Source organism: Myxococcales bacterium (assembly GCA_016706225.1).
Classification (GTDB): domain Bacteria; phylum Myxococcota_A; class Polyangia; order Polyangiales; family Polyangiaceae; genus JADJKB01.
Map to the genome: position 1 here is coordinate 1 of JADJKB010000020.1, position 16,958 is coordinate 16,958.

The 16,958-nt window shown below is 66.9% G+C and carries 17 protein-coding genes and 1 pseudogene; 9 read left to right on the top strand and 9 right to left on the bottom strand.

Annotation, left to right across the window (positions count from 1 at the left end):
• From IPI67_24505 to IPI67_24520, 4 genes are all read left to right on the top strand, one after another.
• On the top strand, positions 1 to 712 hold a 712-nt coding region (locus IPI67_24505), incomplete at its 5' end, for a recombinase family protein (protein ID MBK7583339.1).
• A gap of 145 nt (positions 713 to 857) precedes the next feature.
• Positions 858 to 1,172, top strand: coding sequence for a recombinase zinc beta ribbon domain-containing protein (locus IPI67_24510; protein MBK7583340.1), 315 nt, complete (start codon positions 858 to 860; stop codon positions 1,170 to 1,172).
• Positions 1,173 to 1,335: 163 nt separating this feature from the next.
• Positions 1,336 to 1,476 carry a hypothetical protein gene (locus IPI67_24515; GenBank protein MBK7583341.1) on the top strand — a complete coding sequence of 47 codons (141 nt, stop codon included), beginning with the start codon at positions 1,336 to 1,338 and terminating at the stop codon, positions 1,474 to 1,476.
• Between the two features lie 64 nt (positions 1,477 to 1,540).
• Positions 1,541 to 1,861, top strand: coding sequence for a hypothetical protein (locus IPI67_24520; protein ID MBK7583342.1), 321 nt, complete (start codon positions 1,541 to 1,543; stop codon positions 1,859 to 1,861).
• Between the two features lie 536 nt (positions 1,862 to 2,397).
• Here IPI67_24520 and IPI67_24525 read toward each other — a convergent pair.
• The gene (locus tag IPI67_24525) at positions 2,398 to 3,126 is read right to left on the bottom strand and encodes an ATP-binding protein (protein MBK7583343.1); all 729 of its coding nucleotides are present in this window, start codon (positions 3,124 to 3,126) and stop codon (positions 2,398 to 2,400) included.
• Here IPI67_24525 and IPI67_24530 point away from each other — a divergent pair.
• Both IPI67_24530 and IPI67_24535 read left to right on the top strand, forming a co-directional pair.
• Positions 3,125 to 3,655: a hypothetical protein gene (locus IPI67_24530; GenBank protein MBK7583344.1), complete on the top strand. Its 531-nt coding sequence runs from the start codon at positions 3,125 to 3,127 to the stop codon at positions 3,653 to 3,655. The genes IPI67_24525 and IPI67_24530 overlap by 2 nt on opposite strands.
• Positions 3,656 to 3,682: 27 nt before the next feature.
• Complete coding sequence (locus tag IPI67_24535; protein ID MBK7583345.1) at positions 3,683 to 4,195, top strand: hypothetical protein; 513 nt, start codon at positions 3,683 to 3,685, stop codon at positions 4,193 to 4,195.
• A 64-nt stretch (positions 4,196 to 4,259) separates the two neighbouring features.
• Here the strand turns inward: IPI67_24535 and IPI67_24540 are convergent, their stop codons facing one another.
• The 3 genes from IPI67_24540 to IPI67_24550 all read right to left on the bottom strand — a co-directional run bounded on the left by IPI67_24540 (position 4,260) and on the right by IPI67_24550 (position 7,082).
• Positions 4,260 to 5,405 (bottom strand): ParB-like nuclease domain-containing protein, encoded by a 1,146-nt coding sequence (locus IPI67_24540; protein MBK7583346.1) that lies wholly within the window; start codon positions 5,403 to 5,405, stop codon positions 4,260 to 4,262.
• A 65-nt stretch (positions 5,406 to 5,470) separates the two neighbouring features.
• Positions 5,471 to 5,944 carry a hypothetical protein gene (locus IPI67_24545; protein ID MBK7583347.1) on the bottom strand — a complete coding sequence of 158 codons (474 nt, stop codon included), beginning with the start codon at positions 5,942 to 5,944 and terminating at the stop codon, positions 5,471 to 5,473.
• Positions 5,945 to 6,335: 391 nt separating this feature from the next.
• Complete coding sequence (locus IPI67_24550) at positions 6,336 to 7,082, bottom strand: hypothetical protein (GenBank protein MBK7583348.1); 747 nt, start codon at positions 7,080 to 7,082, stop codon at positions 6,336 to 6,338.
• Positions 7,083 to 7,096: 14 nt separating this feature from the next.
• On the opposite strand from IPI67_24550, the gene IPI67_24555 reads away from it, so the two are divergent.
• A complete protein-coding gene (locus IPI67_24555; GenBank protein ID MBK7583349.1) occupies positions 7,097 to 7,885 on the top strand; it encodes a transposase in 789 nt (262 codons plus the stop codon).
• 929 nt (positions 7,886 to 8,814) lie between these two features.
• Positions 8,815 to 9,759 carry a hypothetical protein gene (locus tag IPI67_24560; protein ID MBK7583350.1) on the top strand — a complete coding sequence of 315 codons (945 nt, stop codon included), beginning with the start codon at positions 8,815 to 8,817 and terminating at the stop codon, positions 9,757 to 9,759.
• Positions 9,760 to 9,763: 4 nt separating this feature from the next.
• Here IPI67_24560 and IPI67_24565 read toward each other — a convergent pair whose 3' ends face one another.
• The 4 genes from IPI67_24565 to IPI67_24580 form a co-directional block, all read right to left on the bottom strand.
• Complete coding sequence (locus IPI67_24565) at positions 9,764 to 10,759, bottom strand: hypothetical protein (protein MBK7583351.1); 996 nt, start codon at positions 10,757 to 10,759, stop codon at positions 9,764 to 9,766.
• 106 nt (positions 10,760 to 10,865) lie between these two features.
• Positions 10,866 to 12,266 carry a transposase gene (locus tag IPI67_24570; protein MBK7583352.1) on the bottom strand — a complete coding sequence of 467 codons (1,401 nt, stop codon included), beginning with the start codon at positions 12,264 to 12,266 and terminating at the stop codon, positions 10,866 to 10,868.
• Between the two features lie 30 nt (positions 12,267 to 12,296).
• Entirely contained in the window at positions 12,297 to 13,817 is a 1,521-nt protein-coding gene (locus IPI67_24575; protein ID MBK7583353.1) for a recombinase zinc beta ribbon domain-containing protein, read from the bottom strand.
• A gap of 895 nt (positions 13,818 to 14,712) precedes the next feature.
• Entirely contained in the window at positions 14,713 to 15,063 is a 351-nt protein-coding gene (locus IPI67_24580; protein ID MBK7583354.1) for a hypothetical protein, read from the bottom strand.
• A gap of 79 nt (positions 15,064 to 15,142) precedes the next feature.
• Between IPI67_24580 and IPI67_24585 the strand changes: the two are divergent.
• Positions 15,143 to 15,892, top strand: a pseudogene (locus tag IPI67_24585) (sigma-54-dependent Fis family transcriptional regulator).
• A 244-nt stretch (positions 15,893 to 16,136) separates the two neighbouring features.
• Here the strand turns inward: IPI67_24585 and IPI67_24590 are convergent.
• Positions 16,137 to 16,730, bottom strand: coding sequence for a hypothetical protein (locus IPI67_24590; protein MBK7583355.1), 594 nt, complete (start codon positions 16,728 to 16,730; stop codon positions 16,137 to 16,139).
• Positions 16,731 to 16,958: the final 228 nt, after the last annotated feature.

Genomic DNA, 16,958 nt, shown 5'->3' on the forward strand with positions numbered 1-16,958 from the left:
CGAGCGCGTCCCCGTCATCGACGAGGATCAGGGGCAAGAGCGGCGCGCTGCCCGAGCACGCGCCGGCTTCGGCGGGCTGGTGGCCGCCGTTGCCCGCGGCGAGGTCGGCATCGTGATGAGCCTCGAGGTGTCGCGCCTGTCGCGCAACGATTCCGACTGGCATCACCTCGTGTACCTGTGTCGCTGGACGGGTACGCTGATCGCCGACGAGCACGGCGTGTACGACCCGTCGTCGTCCGCCGACCGCATGGTGCTCGGCATCCGCGGGCAGGTGAGTGGCTCGAGCGTGACAGCGCCGTGCACCGGATGGTCGAGGCGCTGGAGTAAGGCCCGCCGCGGAGAAGCGTTCACGATCCCGCCGGCGGGCTACGACCTCGACGGCCTCGGGCAGCTCGAGATGTCGAGCGACGAGGCAGTTCAGGCCGCCGTGCACCGCGTGTTCCACAAGTTCGAGAGCACGGTGCCGGCCGTCAGGTGTACCTGTGGTGGCGCGAGCAAGGCCTGCCGTTTCCGTGCGTCGCATGTTGCCGAGGTCGCATCCGATCGTCTGGGTTCCGGTCGGCTACCGGATGATCCACAACATGCTGCGCCACCCGATCCATGGCGGCGCCTTGTCTTCGGACGCAGCGAAACCCTGCGCGAGCCCGATCCGCAGACGCAGAAGCTGTCGCTGCGGCGAGGGCGGCGGGGATGGTCGACTGGCCCGTCTTGATCAGGACCATCATCCGGCATACATCTCTTTTCGAAACGTTCCTCAAAACCAGGAGAGCCTGCGCGCCAACAGCGTGATTCCAGTCCCCGCCGACGAAGCCCACCAAGGAGCCGCTCGTGAAGGTCGAGCGCTTTTGCAGGGCCTGATGCGTTGTGGGCACTGCGGCCGGCGCATGTACGTCAACTACGGCGGTGAGCGCGCCGTTCGGACGCTGCAGTATCGTTGCTCGCGTCCGCTCGCCGCCGTCGCAGGGCAGGACTGCCAGCTCATTGGCGGCAAGCGCATCGAAGCGCTGGTGGTCGAGGCGTTCCTCGACGTGTCGGCCGCTGCCGGGATTGAAGCGGCGGCGCTGGCGGGCGAAACGCTGCGGCTCGAAATCGAGGCGACAGAGCGCCCTGGCACTTGCAGATCGAAAAGGCCGAGTACGAGGCTCAGCGTGCGGAGCGGCACCTGGCAGTAGAGCCCGAAAAACCGCACCGTGGCCCGCGAGCTCGAGCGGCGCTGGAACGAGCGCCTGGTCGAGCCTCGGCGCGCTGCGCGCGCAAGCGGCGCGGACGCGCAGGACCCAGCGTCCGCTGAGCGACGAAGAGCTGCCCGCGCCCAGGAGCTCGGAAAAGACCTGCATGAGGTATGGAGCGCACCGAGCACGACCGTGCGCGATCGCGCGCCTGCTACGTGCGCTGATCGAGGAAGTGCAGGTCAAGAGCGACGAGAAACGTCACCTGCTGCGCATCGTGGAAGGGAGGTGCGGTTACGGATCGTGACCTCGTCCGTTACCGCTCAAAGGGTCCTCATGCACACGCCACCTCTGAGGAGATCATCGAGCTGGTGCGCAAACTGGCGACGGAGTTCGACGACGTGCAGATCGCCGGCATCCTCAACCGGCAAGGGCACAAGAGCGGCCTGGGACGCGCCTTCACGAAGTCGAGCGTCCTGTCGCTTCGTGGCAGTCACCAGATCCCGAAGTGTCCAACTCCCAAACCGCGCGATGAGCGCGAAGGCCCCTTCACCGCCGATCAGGCGCGCGGGCTCGGCGTCTCAATGCACACCATCCATCGCTGGCTCCGCGACGGCACGCTGTCGGGGCAGCAAGCCACCGAAAGGCTCCCTGGCGGATCGTGCTCACCGAAGACGTTCGACGTCGCCTGACCAGCGGCTCCGCGCCGGAGAACTGGGTCGGCTAGCGAAGGCGGCACGCCGCCTTGGCCTGGCAAAGTCGCTCGTTGCCCATCTGGTCAAGCAGGGCAAGCTCGGGGCGGTCCGCACTGTCGTGCGCAACCGCGAGTGCAGGCTTCGGATTTCTTCAGTGCAAGAACGCAGCGTGCCGCCAGAAGCTCCTGGCCGCGTTGGGCTGCATTCCATACTGCACCTCCTGTGCACGAGCTGTCGCCGCTTGCCGCGAGATCGCTCCGGGACGTGCAGAATGCAGCACCACAGGGGCGCTGAGCAAGTGCGGAGATCTCGCCGTCTGCTCTCGGCTATGGCGGCGGTCACGTCGAGAGCGCCGGTGGTTCATACAGATGCTCGCCTTCGGCGCTCGCCAAGAATGACCCACCTCTGCTCGGGAGAATCGACCCGGCTTCTTGATCGGGTAAATCGTGGTGCACCGATTTCGGCGTTGGTGCGAAGAAGCCGCAGGCCCCGGTAGGGGCGCTGCGGCTTCCGAAGCGGAGGTCAGGTCGCCGTTAGCCGGAGGGATCGCGCAAGGACGGGCCGTCGATGGTGACGGTGTGGCACTGGTGGCGGATGCGGCTGAGCAGAGCGTCGCAGAGGGCCTTGTTGCCGAGGAAGTTCTGCCACTCTTCGTAGCCGAGGTTGGTGGTGATGATCGTGGCCTTCCGCTTGTAGCGCTCCTCCATCAGACGGAAGAAGACGTTGGTCTGCTCGGGCCGAAGATTCAGGTATCCCATCTCGTCGATGACGAGCAGATCCACGCGGGCGAGGCGGTTGAGCAGTTTGCGTGACGAGCGGTCAGCGAGCGAGGCGTACATCTCGTCGAACAAGTCCTGCGCTTTGAGGAAGAGCCCGCGGTAGCCGTTCTGGAGGGCCTTCAGGAGCAGGCCGGTGGCGAGTCCTGTCTTGCCCACGCCGGTGCCACCGATGAAGACCAGATTCTCGGCGCGGGCAACGAAGTCGAGGCTGGCGAAGCCGCGGATCTGGCGAGCGGAGATCCCCGGCTGGCGCTTGAAGGGGAACGACTCGATGGTCCACTGCTCAGGCATGGCGGCGCGCTTGATGCGCCAGTTGAGGGCGGACTCTTGCTTGTTGTGCCACTCGGCGCGCAGCAAACGGAGCAGGAACTCGCCGTAGGTGAGCTGCTTTTGCTCGGCGTGCTGAAGCTCCTCTTCGATGATCTGGCGGACCTTGCTGAGGTGCAGGGTCTTGAGCAGCTGATGGAGCTCGTCGTCGCGCATGGGTCACTCCCTGCTCGTCGTCGGGGTCGCGACGCGGGAAGTAGTCGTGGCGGATGTTGCGCAGGATCATGGTCTCGATGCGCTCGAGGTCGTAGAGGCCGTAGCGAGCTGCGTCGCGGAGCGCGTCGATGAGCGGTGGCTGCGGATAGTCGCGCAACAGGCGGCGAAGCTGGCGCAGGCGGGCAACGCCCCGTCCTCGAGGTGCGCGCCGGTGCAGCTCGGTGATCCAGGTGGCGAGCTCGGGGAGCTCGGCGTGCAGCTGGCGCTCCTCGGCGACGAGCTGCTCGTCGCGGCGCTGCCTGTGCTCGGCGCGCTCCGGCTCGGGGAGCCGCACTCGCTTCGGGCCATCCACCCGGCGCGGATGGGTGGCAACCACGCGCGGCCCATCGAACAGCTGGATCTCGGTCTTGGTCTCGCGCACCTCGAGCTGGTGACCGATGTAGCGAGCGGGCACTTCGTAGCGAAACGTGTGGACGTTGACGTAGCTCTCGAGGTCGACGAGGCGGGTGTGGATGCGATAGACGGGTGAGCGCCAGGCGGGCAACGGGACGAGCAGGTGGCTCTCGGCCGCGAAGAGATCGCGGCGAGCGGCGTGGAGCTTGCGGCTGAAGGCGGCGTTGATCTTGTCGCACCAGATGACGGCTTCGCGGTTGGCGTGGTCGAAGTCGTGGAACTTGCGCCCAACGAGGAAGTTGTTCTGCACGAAGTCGAACAGGCCCTCGACCACGGCGGAGCGGTTGGCGTCGCCCTTCTCGTGGGCGCGGAACTCGAAGCCGCGCGCTTCACCGAAGGATGCCATCTCGGGCACGGGAACCATGTCTTCGCCGGTGCCGCGCAGCACGATGACGCTGCTGTTGTCGACCATGCAGATGGGGCAGGTGCCGCCCACGTAGTCGAAGGAGTCATCGAGGAAGACCTTGCACTCGAACCGCGTGAACTGCGGGTACAGCTGGACGTAGGCCAGCCGCGAGTAAGCGAGCGCGAGCCCCGCGATCTGCACGGCCCTCTCGCGCCCGCCGATGTCAGCGAAGTGGGAGACGTGTCGTGCCGCATCTCCTTGCCTGGCTGATGGTCGTAGCGTCCCGCAGGCTTCTTTGGCTCGTGCCCGATGCCGTGACGGCGACAGTACGCGGTCAGGGTCGGGTACGGAGCTGTGCGCCCTGGGCCGCAAGCTCCTCGTGAACGCGCACGAGGTTGCCCTTGCACTCGTGGACCAGCTGGACGAGCTCGTCGTGGTACGGCTCGGCTTTCTCGCTGCGGTCGAGGGCTGGGACATCGGTCGCTCCCGATGCGATGACCCGCCGAACCGCGTTGCGTGAGATGCCGAGCATGCGAGCGATGACGCGTTTGCCATGACCCGCTTGTTGCAGGGTGAGGATGGTGGCTCGAGTCGTCTCATCCAACATCGGGAACCTCCTTCTCGATGGTGCTGACCAAGTGCTCGACGTCGCGGCGCGCGCCAGCAGCAGTCCGCCGCAAGCGCGCCTGCTCCGGCGGCAACAGCTGCTGAACGACCCCACCCCGGACTCCGAGTCAGCGCGCGCCGGGCGATGCCACCCACGGCGCCGACGTCTCGCTCGAGCTCTTGCGCCGGGTCGTCGGGCTTGCCGCCGCGTGGCTCGCTGGCACGCAGAAGCAGCTCCGGGTGCAGCAGCAACTGCTCGCGGCTCGTCTCGCTGCCGCGTGCAAACGCAGCGCACAAGAGCGCCGTCTGCCGCGTGCTCGGGCGGAGCGGGGCGAGGGCCTGGGCCAGGGCGATGGCGCCCGCGCGGTTGGCGCGCGCCAAAGGCAACAGGTGTTTCATGGCGGCGTGCGGGGACAGCTTTCCGTCGCGCACCAGCTGCTGGATTGCTTCGGGCAGCGTCGCGGCCAGGCCGAGCCGGCGACTCACCCAGCTCGGGCTGCGACCGAAGCGGCGGGCCAGATCTTCGAGCGACAGCTCGAATCGCTCCTGGAGCTCGCGCACCAGCCATGCCTGCTCGAGCGCGCTCTCCCCCCTCGGCCGCGCGCATCAGCCGCCGCCTGAGCAGCAGCGCCTCCGGCTCGGGCAGGTCCCAGCAGGTGGCGCGGACCAGATCCTGGCCGAGCTTGTGGAGCCCTCGGACCCGCTTGTAGCCGTCGACCAGGATGTAGCGGCCGGCGTCTGTCGCCGCGATCACGACTACCGGCAGCTGCTGGCCGTCGCGAGCCAGGGACGCCACAACCCGGCTGTCGCGCTCGCGGCTCGTCGTCCGCAGCGCCTCGTACCGGCGGTCCAGCTGGTGGAGCTCGAGGTCCATGGCCACCGCGACGGTCGCAAATCCTCAGCCCGTGGTCCGTCTCCTCTCGTATCTCGCCGCCGCCGTCACAGACCCAGCTCCCGAAGCTCCGTCATGCTCGCCTCGAGCTCTGCGAACGCCGTGATGGTGGAGCGCACCGCCGCCACCGCGCGCCTGAGCTTTTCCCCCGCGAGAACGCCGGTTTGTGCGCTGCCCACGGCCCGATCGAGCAACTGCTCGGCCTGCGAGACCAGGCCACGGAGCCTACCCAGCAGGGCCCCGCCCATCACCGTCGTCTTCTCTCGTATCTCGCGCAAGCGCTGGCCCCAGCGCCATCGCCGCTGGTAGTCCCGCTGCTCTCGGCGGAATGGGACCACCACGTCCTGGTAGTGCTCGGCCGTCATCTCCTTGTTATTGGCGCGCCACTCGCGGCACTGCTTCGCGTGCCGGCCTCGCTGGCACTCGGGCGCGCCACAGGTGACCTGGCGCTCACGAACTCTTGGGTCTGGAACGAACTCGCCGCTACACTGCACGCAGCGGCAGGGGGTTGTTGAATTCATCCGGGCATGGTGTCCGGCCATCATCTCCTGCCGCTACTTTCCATCCCGACCACGGGCTCGGCCACGGAGGCGAGAGCGGACAAGCTCCGACGATCTGCGGCACCCCGACCGCTCCGGCGCAACGGCTGCCCCACGCCACAAAGCTCTCGCCTCTGTGGCGAGCACCGCGCCGCTCATCGCGCTCCGCGCGCCACGCCGTTACCGCGGCGCGGCCCAGCTCAGCGTCACCCGCAAGGGTGGTCACTTCTGACGAGCGGAGGCGGGTCAATTCTGCCGAGCGCCTAAGTTCTCGCCCGTGTCATCCACGCGATACGCGCGGATCCCGAGCTTTCCCTGCGCGAGTTTTTGCCTCACGCCGCTGCCCGTGATGCCGAGCAGGCGGCCGAGCTCGTTAGCCGTCAGCAGCCCAGTCTTGCGCAGCCGCACGCGGCGCGGCACGAGCCGGTGCGAGCGACGCGTTTTTTTGATTCGCTGCGCATCGAATGCCTTGCCCCATACCGAGCGGATCCCTTTGCTCGTTCAAGATGACGGCGATCTCGGCGTCGGTGTGATCGTCGAGCAGCCGGTCGATCTGCGCGACGACGCCAGCGGGGGTCCTGTAACGCAGGCACGGGGGCAAGGCCCTGGCAACGCTCAGCGCCTTGGCGGCGCCGCCCTTGAAGCGGATGTTGGCGGTGACCTGTTCGCCTTTGACGAGCGTCACATCCTCGATCAGCAGCCGGACCATCCGCTTCCTGTCGCGTTGCGGTGTGCTCGAGTGGGCCCACAGCTTCGGAAAGTCTCGCGCCAGAGCGAGGATGCGCGTCTGGCGCTGTTCATCGAACACCAGAGCGTCGCTTCGCTGCTTGCGTTCGTAATCGCGCTGCGCCTCGGCGGCTGCGCGCAGTTTGTCGTTCCAGTCAGCCTCGAGCGAATCGGCCACCATCCGGTTGTCCGGGTGCACGCGCATGAAGCGTTGCCGTGCAAGGCCGGCCTCGTATTGAGCACGTTCGACGTTGCGGTGACGTAGCTGGTCGGCTTGCTCGAATTGGGCTTGCAGCTCGTGTTGCACGGCGAGCGACACCGCGAGCGCAACCGGTGTCATCAATTCGATGAGCAGCTCGCCGACCGCGTCATCCAGCGCGGCGCTTCCACACACTCGGACTGGACGGTGTGTTCGCCGAAGAGGCCGGCGAACTGGCGTTCCATGCGCTCCCCTTCCTCACCAACGACGACGTCGCCGACGTGCTCCAGATCGCACGCACGCGCATCATTGCGCTCCTGCGACGCAAGGGTGTGATCTCGGACGACGACGAGAGCGGCGCGAGCGTCGTCACCGCGGACGCGACGCTCGCAGACACGGAGCCCGCGCTTGCCGAGCTCGCAGTGGCGTCCACCCTGGGCGCCGTTCCCGCCGGTCCCGCGTTGCACCGACGAGATCCCATCAAGCTACGAGCCGACAGCGAGCTCATGCACACCAAAGCCCTGTGCGCCGCCGAGCACGGCTTCACGTTGCACGCCGCGACTACCGCGAGCGCAGGCGACACCGCGGGAAGAGAGGCCCTCTGCAAGTACATCCTGCGCCCGCCGATCGCCCAGGATCGCATCCAGCTCGTCGCCGACGACCTGGTGAGGCTGACCCTGAAGAAACCGTTCAGCGATGGAACTTTTGCAATCGATCAGACCCTCTGTCCTTTCTGGCGCGGCTCGCGACGGCCGTGCATCCTCCGCGTTTCAATACCGTCAGGTACAGTGGAGTTCTTGCGGCCGCCAGCAAATGGAGATCGCGCGTCGTTCCGCCGCCACCACCGATCGACGAGAAGGCGGACGACGACTGCGCGACATGCACCGCGAAGAAAGACAAGCCGCCCACGCATCGCTGCGGATATCGGCCGTGGAAAGCCTTGCTCCGGCGCAGTTTCAAAATCGACGTCGAGCTCTGTGAATGCGGCGGCCGCATGAAGATCAAGGCGCTCGTCATGACCAGCGCTGGCATCGACCGACGCGCTTCGTGATACCCGGAGGGGTGATACCTCCGCTGGCTCGGCGAGCCGACCGATCCGCCGACGCTCGCCCCCGCCAGGGGCCCGCCGTTCTTCAAGAGCGTCGTCATCCGCCGCAAGCTCGGTGAGCCGGTGCAGGCGGAGCTGTTCGACACGCATTGACGCGCGCTCGAGATGGCCGGGATCCGCCCGCGCCAGCCCCGCGCCAGCCCCGCGCCAGCGGTCAACCGGCGGTCAACCGGCGATGACGACGCGCCGACCGCTGAACACGGTGGCGACGAGCCTCGCGTCGAGCCGGATCGTGACGTAGGCTACCTCCAAGGCCGGGAGAAGACGTGGAGCAGCAAAGAGGGGGCCGTTCATGTCACCTACGCGCCGGTCGGTGCATCGGCCCTTGCCGCCCTCGCATGGGCGTTTCGCCCCCGTGCGCTCGGGGTCCGGAGCAGCGTGCTAGCGGCCGCAGGCTGGGCAGGAGTTTTTGCACTGCTCGTCCAGAACCTCGCGGATCTTGGGCTGGAGATCCCAGCGCTGCCGATCGCCGCCGCGGTGGTTTGGGGCTCGCTTTGGGGCGAAAGGGAGCGCCGATCAATGTCATCGACGGAAGGGGAGAGTACGTCCAGAACCAGCGGTGTGTGGCGCGTCGGCTTGGCCGTCGTGCCAATGCTTCCGCTCGGATTGGCCGCGGCGCTGTGGGGCCGCCATGACGTGACATCCGAGCGCCGCGACATCCACGAACGCTTTCGTGCCGTCGGTGACGGTCTCCAGCCGAGAGTGGCATTTCGCCGCGAGCTTCGGTCCGCGATCCTGCGTCACCCTGCCGAGCCGTACTTTCCACTCATTGGTGCGGCGTTGGCGTGGACGGCGCGAGACCAAGATCCAATGCCGTGGTTGTCGCGTGCGCTGGAGCGCGACCTGACGGGTGGTCGTGCTCACCTCCTCACCGCGGAAGTTGTCGCCGCCCGCGGCGCCAAGCAACAAGCCTTGCTCGAGCTCCGTCTGGCAGTGACGGACGATTCCGCGCTGGCGGGACCGGCTGCACGACTCGCTGGGCGATGGACGAAAAACTGTGACGAGCTCGCCAGCGCTGCGCCGATCGGCGCGGCCGGTGCAGAAATGCTTTGCACTCTGGCCGTCCTGGTGGATGCATCTGTTTCGCATTGTCGTCCGCGGTTAGTGGAGGAAGCGTTGTCGCGCGCGCCCGGCGAATCGTGGCCGCGATCACTGGCCGCGTCCGGGTTACTCGAGCATCTGCGCAACTCCAAGAGCGACCCAACGTGCGCCGGTGACCGCCGCGAGAAGTGCGAGGCTGACATCGAGCGGCACGCACGGGTCCTGGAAACCGCCAAGCCCCAATCATCGGTTGCACTGGTGATTCGCGCGCACGTGGTCCGCTTTCGGGGGAATCCCGAGAAGGGCGAGCAGATGCTGAAAGAGGGATGTCCCTCTTTCGAAGACCGCGAAGGCTGCCTGCGAGCTCGAGTCGAAATCGCAGCCGAAGCACGACCGCCCACCAATCTGATTCCCGCGATCAAGGATTACCTGGTTGCGGCGTGCGTCTCGAGCGCGCCTTGCGCGGACGCGAGCACCGCCATGGCCGACGTCCTGGCAGCTCGGGGGGACTGGGGGACCGCCAGCACATTCTACGAGCGGGCCGCCAGGGAGAGCCCGACGGAGGCGCGATGGTTGAGTCTGGCCAACGCGGCAAGCCAGGCGTCATCGCACGCTCAGGCCGCTGCTGCCCTCGAGAAGGCGGCTCAACTCCGTGGCCATCCTGACCCCGAGCTGCGGAAGCGAATCGAAGACGAAAAACGCAAGGCGCTCGGCCTGCAATGAGCGATCAGCGTCGCCGACGCGCGAATCCAAGCACTGTGGCCAGCCCTAGCAACAGGCCGAGCGGCCTCCCGGTATCACCCCCGCCACGCCCCTGCCGGCAATCGCAGCCCCCGCCCGCGACATGGCCATCCCTTGGACGCGCGACCGAGCCGCCTTCGTTGCCGTCCGAAGCGTCCGCCGCGTCTGACGGAGCGTCGCTCTCCACCCCGCCGTCGTCGGGTCCCGCATCGGCACTGTCAGGGCCGGCGTCTGCCTGGGGCTTCGCGGTTTTGTGCACGACCACTCCGTCGCTGACCGCATCGGGAGAGATGGCGCCACCCTTGAGCGAGCGCACAGCGAAAATGTATTGCCCGCCGTCCAGGAGATCAAGCCCTGTCAAGTTGGTCTTGGTCACGTTCCCCACCGTTTGCCACGGTGCGACGAACCCGGTCAGGTCTGCTCGCACCACCGCAACGGAGTACGAGTCAGCGCCGGGAACCGCATCCCAGCTCGCAGCCAGTGTGTCGAACGTAAACACATCATCGACATCCGCCGCTATCGAGCTGTCGTTCGGATCGATATCGCGCACTTCCACGGGCGCCGTAACATCGGCTTGGTCCAGGGCGTACAAGTAGCCATCGGCGACGGCCACCAGGATCTCGTCGTTCCCGTCGCCGTCGGTATCCCCGAAGACGACGTTGCCGACCGCTGCGGCAAACCGCTTCGTGAACGCCAGCGAAGAACTGCAAGCAGCGAATCCGTACAGCCAGCCATCGCTCGACCCGACGAACGCGATCGGAGCGCCAGTCCCGCTGGGATCCGCATGAACGCTCACCGAGCCGAGCTGCGCGAGGTTCTCCCCCGCGGCAGTCGCGCCACTTTCAGACCCGAACACCTTGCCACCAGCCAACACGAACGTCTTTTCGACGCCGGCCGAAGGCCCAGACGCCGGTGTGACCTTGAGGCGTGCCGGGAACGTCGCTGTGGCTCCGACCAGCGCATAGGACTTTTGAACTGCCAAAACCCACCACGCCGAGAGTACGCGCTCGACGGCTTCGGGTCGAGATCACCTCCCGCAGCCCGACCCCCGCCGCCGATTGGGCTCGCCGTGCCCACGCGGAGCTCGATCATCCTCGCCAAGCCCACGCGACACACCTCCGCCCCAGCGAAGCCTTCGGTCGCCTCACCTCTCCCCGAACCCCATCCCCAATTGCTCGGGCACGCGGACGGGGACTCTCGCCGTGGGCGGCGCTCTCGATCCGAGGCCGTCCTCGTGCTCCGCAATCAGCCGCGTGATGGCCGCGCGACTCGTGGCGACCTCCGCCCACCTCATCGGGCCGGAGCAACGTGGGCACGTCTCGACATCGGCGGCGAACACGTGCGCCAGCAACCACGCCCACCGCTTCCGCCCGACCGGCGCATCGTCCTTCTCGCCGAGCAGCTCGAGCTGATCGCCCTCGAGCCGGAGGTGGCTTGTGACAGGCCGCATCCACGGGCGGCTTGGGCACGACGAGGGCCCGGCGCGATGAGTGGCTCGAGAGCACCCCGAAATACCGGAGCATGTGAAAGCGTGGAGGCGGCACGGCCGCCACCAACCGCGCAATCAGGTCGTGGGGCTCGAGCACCAGCGCGCGGGTGCCGTCCCGCCACACCTTCTTGAAGATGAGCTCGAGCCTGCCGTCCTGCCGGCGCTCGAGGCGGTCCTGCGCGATCGGAGGGCGCGTGATGTATTTAGCGAGCCGCTCCACTCGTCGCCGATCTCGGCCGTCGATGACCTGCGCCGCATGCAAGTTGATGCCGCGCACCTCCGCGATGGGCGCATCCGTCGCGTCCGCGGCACGCGAGCGCTCGGGCAACTCCGCCGGCACGACCAACCGCAAGAGCGGCTTGCCTGCACGCTCACCGCTCACGCCAATGCCCTGAGCTGCCGCCGCGTAACACGCAGCCAGCCCCGGCTCGTCAAAGCAGAGCTCCGGCAGCTCCTGCTCACCGAGCTCGGGGTCGAGGCTCCGCCCGTGCGCTTTGAGGATGCTCTCGATGCGGGCCGCAGTGCGCGCTGCGACCTGCGCCACGTCCGCGTGCGTGGGCGCGTCGAGCTCCCGGAACTCGAGCGGCGCGCGCGGGTCGCCGTCCGCGTGCACGTACACGCCATCGAGCACGAGTGCGTGGAAGTGCACGTTGAGCCGGAGCGCGCTGTCCGTCCTCTGCACAGCGACCACGGATCCGGTGTGGCAGCTTGCGACACTCGAAATGCCGAGCTCGCGCTTCGCGCGCCAGCGCAGCGAGCGGTCCACCTCCGCCATGAACGCGCTCACCACCTCGGAGCAGAGCTTGCGGTCGTACCCGAGCAGCGAGCGTAGACCCCAGGGCAAAGAGCAGATCCAATGACGGATGGGCACGCGCGGCAGCACCGCCTGCTCCAAGTGCACCGCGGTGTCGGCCATCCGGCGGCCCAAACAGGATGGACAGAACCCGCGCTTCTTGCAACTGAGCGCGACGAGCTCGGAGTACCCGCAGTCACGACACACAAGGTGCAGGCAGCCGTGCGTGCGGACATACTACGGTTCCCTTTTCTTACCGTTGCGCATTCGGTCAAAGAGGTCGGTTTGGGGCGCGTGATCTGCGGAAGAAACGTCGATTCGCCAGCACTCGCGGTTGCGCACGACAGTGCGGACCGCCCGGAGCTTGCCCTGCTTGACCAGATGGGCAACGAGCGACTTTGCCAGGCCAAGGCGGCGTGCCGCCTTCGCTAGCCCGACCCAGTTCTCCGGCGCGGAGCCGCTGGTCAGGCGACGTCGAACGTCTTCGGTGAGCACGATCCGCCAGGGAGCCTTTTCGGTGGCTTGCTGCCCCGACAGCGTGCCGTCGCGGAGCCAGCGATGGATGGTGTGCATTGAGACGCCGAGCTCGCGCGCGGCTTGATCGGCGGTGAAGGGGCCTTCGCGCTCATCGCGCGGTTTGGGAGTTGGACACTTCGGGATCTGGTGACTGCCACGAAGCGACAGGACGCTCGACTTCGTGAAGGCGCGTCCCAGGCCGCTCTTGTGCCCTTGCCGGTTGAGGATGCCGGCGATCTGCACGTCGTCGAACTCCGTCGCCAGTTTGCGCACCAGCTCGATGATCTCCTCAGAGGTGGCGTGTGCATGAGGACCCTTTGAGCGGTAACGGACGAGGTCACGATCCGTAACCGCACCTCCCTTCCACACGATGCGCAGCAGGTGACGTTTCTCGTCGCTCTTGACCTGCACTTCCTCGATCAGCGCACGTAGCAGGCGCTTGCGATCGCGCACGGTCGTGCTCGGTGCGCTCCATACCTCATGCAGGTCTTTTCCGAGCTCCTGGGCGCGGGCAAGCTCTTCGTCGCTCAGCGGACGCTGGGTCCTGCGCGTCCGCGCCGCTTGCGCGCGCAGCGCTTCGAGCTCGACCAGGCGCTCGTTCCAGCGCCGCTCGAGCTCGCGGGCCACGGTGCGGTTTTCGGGCTCTACTGCCAGGTACTGCCGCTCCGCACGCTGAGCCTCGTACTCGGCCTTTTCGATCTGCAAGTGCCAGGAGCGCTCTGTCGCCTCGATTTCGAGCCGCAGCGTTTCGCCCGCCAGCGCCGCCGCTTCAATCCCGGCAGCGGCCGACACGTCGAGGAACGCCTCGACCACCAGCGCTTCGATGCGCTTGCCGCCAATGAGCTGGCAGTCCTGCCCTGCGACGGCGGCGAGCGGACGCGAGCAACGATACTGCAGCGTCCGAACGGCGCGCTCACCGCCGTAGTTGACGTACATGCGCCGGCCGCAGTGCCCACAACGCATCAGGCCCTGCAAAAGCGCTCGACCTTCACGAGCGGCTCCTTGGTGAGCTTCGTCGGCGGGGACTGGAATCACGCTGTTGGCGCGCAGGCTCTCCTGGTTTTTGAGGAACGTTTCGAAAGAGATGTATGCCGGATGATGGTCCTTGATCAAGACGGGCCAGTCGACCATCCCCCGCCGCCCTCGCCGCAGCGACAGCTTCTGCGTCTGCGGATCGAGCTCGCGCAGGGTTTCGCTGCGTCCGAAGACGAAGGCGCCGCCATAGATCGGGTGGCGCAGCATGTTGTGGATCATCCGGTAGCCGACCGGAACCCAGACGATCGGATGCGACCTCGGCAACATGCGACGCACGGGAAACGGCAGGCCTTTGCTCGCGCCACCACAGGTACACCTGACGGCCGGCACCGAGCTCCTCGAACTTGTGGAACACGCGGTGCACGGCGGCCTGAACTGCCTCGTCGCTCGACATCTCGAGCTGCCCGAGCTCGTCGAGGTCGTAGCCCGCCGGCGGGATCGTGAACGCTTCTCCGCGGCGGGCCTTACTCCAGCGCGCCTCGACCATCCGGTGCACGGCGCTGTCACGCTCGAGCTCACTCACCTGCCCGCGGATGCCGAGCACCATGCGGTCGGCGGACGACGACGGGTCGTACACGCCGTGCTCGTCGGCGATCAGCGTACCCGTCCAGCGACACAGGTACACGAGGTGATGCCAGTCGGAATCGTTGCGCGACAGGCGCGACACCTCGAGGCTCATCACGATGCCGACCTCGCCGCGGGCAACGGCGGCCACCAGCCCGCCGAAGCCGGCGCGTGCTCCGGGCAGCGCGCCGCTCTTGCCCTGATCCTCGTCGATGACGAGGACGCGCTCGCGGCTCCACCCCAGCGCGAACGCCTCGTCGGCGAACGCGCACTGCCGGCGCTGGCTTTCGAGGTTGCCGCGCACCTGCTTGAGCGACGACTGCCGCACGTAGACGAAGGCCAGGCGCGCCTGATGCTCGACTCGTACCTTCAGACGATCCCCATTCGATCCACTCGGTCCAGTCATCATCGATCTCCTCCTCGCTTCTTTTCACTCTTGCTCGTCCGACGGGCAGCAGCGGCGATCAGCCGCGACCACACGGCGACGGCTTCGCGTCGGCATTGTTCCGGCAGTCGCTTCCACAACGTCGCGAGCCCGTCACCTCGCAGGTCGAGCGTTGTCTGTTTCGGCATGCGATTCCTCCTCCAGTGGAGACACCGCATCCGCCACCGCGCACAGGTCCGCAAGCGGCGCCGACCCGTCACGCGGCACGTCTTGCTTCAGCCCGCGGCGACGCAGCATTTCGAGGAGCTCGAGCATTTCCTTCAGCGCATCGATGCTGAAGATCGTGTCTGGTCCGTGCGGCGCCGACTCGCCGTCGGCGTCCGTCCAGGAACGCGGCACTCTCATCGTGCCGTCCGGCAGGCGCACCACGATGTGCTTGGGACCGCCTCGCATCACCTCGAACCGCTGTCCCTCCAGCGGATGGTGACGGCGCGTGAGCGTCACCTCGGGCGGCGTAGGGTGAGTGCAATACTGAGTCTGTACGTGCTTACCCGTGCTCCAGCTGCCCGCAGCGCAGGTAGGGCGCGGCGCGTTCTCGGGTGCTGACCGGCGGGTACGCGGCCAGCTCGAGCTGGCAGGCTCGGGCACCGTGCTTTTGGATGAGATCGCCGAGATGCCCCCCGAGCTCCAGGCGAAGCTGCTCCGAGTGCTCGAGGACCGACGCTTCCGGCCCATCGGAGCCGAGCGTGAGACGCCGCTCCACGCCCGCGTCCTCGCGGCGACCCACGTCGACCTCGAAGAGCGGATCCGCGACGGCAGGTTTCGGGAGGACCTGTTCTACCGCCTCAACGTGGTGTCCATAGCTCTGCCGTCGCTGGCGGAGCGGGGTGGTGACATTCGCGAGCTCCTAGCGTCGCTGCTCCCGGACCTTCAGCGCAGATTGTCGTTCAGCCCCGACGCGGTGGAGTGGCTCGCAACCCGGCCGTGGCCGGGCAACGTTCGCGAGCTCAAGAACGCGCTCATCCGCGTCGCCCTCCTCTCCGACACCGATCACGTGGACGCGAAGGCGCTCCAGCAGCTGGTTGGCGAGAGCGCCCGCAACCCAGGCGCCGAGGTCGATGGTTTGGCGAACCGTATTCTTGCCCTGCCGACCGGGTCAGGGTCGAAGCTGGACAGCGTCGAGCTCGCAGTGCTGCGGCGTGCGCTTGAGCTATCCTCTGGGAACAAGAGCGCTGCGGCGCGTCTGGTAGGACTAGAGCGGAAAGCGTTCGAGCGACGCTGGGAGCGCGGGTGCGGACGTGCTCCGGGGCCTGATGAGGAGGCGAGCGAGTGACCCGCGTCGAAGACCGTCGCTAGACCCTGCAGCGGCGAGCCGCGGGTCGGGCCGTCAAGCGTGCCGCCGAAGGAGATTGCGGAGTCGCGCTGGATTTGTTGCGCATCTACTTGCACGGAGACTGAGGGTACTACCTAACGGCGCATAACGGCGCGGTTCGTCTGTACCTTCGCGTTGACCGACCTTGAAACACATCCGCCAGTCGGAGGCTTCCGAAGCCCGCCCCGCGGACTCGCGGCGGGAGTCACTGTGGACCACGGGACCGACCACAGTGAAGGATCAAGTGACTCGTGTAAGGCGCACTCGGATTGACCGATCCGTCGAGGGCATCATCTGGGGGGGCGCCAACCGCCCGCGCGCATGACACTGAGTACTCCGCATGAACGAATGCAGCCTGCCGGGTGCGCGCGGCGTTGAATGAGTTCCACTCGAGAAGTACGGCACAAGAACTCGTCCGGCAGTCGATCTTGACCACGCGTGACCCCGTTGCTTTCTGCAGGGGATCGAGATCTTTGGTCAGCTTGATTGACGTCTCTCTCGCCCACTGGATATCGATCGGCTCCGCGTTGTGATCTCGCAGCATGCGCTCAATGCGCTCGGCGGTGCTGCGAGGTGCAGCATCGAAGGCGGATCCCGCATCGCCTGAAACGTCCATTGGGCCATTTCCGCCGTTCCCCTCCTCGGGCATTACCGACGCCTTTTCTTGCCCTGAATGTCGTTTGAAGGCCTCGAACTCGGCGCGAGTTACAAGCTCGTCATTCACCTGGGCCTGCTGGGGGCAGCAAGAAAGAAAGAACGTACCCGCGCTGGCAGCGACAAGGAGCGCCCGGTCCGGCAAGTCAGTCCACCTCCTACGAACCATTGCAGATCATGAAGTGCTGAGCAAGTCGCTCTCCGGGTAGATGACGTGGAGTTGCTGAACCACGCGTGTTCCACGTCCGTCGCCGAATTCGTTCGGCCGTAACCGAGCGGCCAAGCGCACACCGTTCGGTGCGATGAAATCAAATAGGAAACTGGAGCGCTGTCGCCCAAGTCGAGGCACGCGGAACGGCAGACGCGGAGCAAT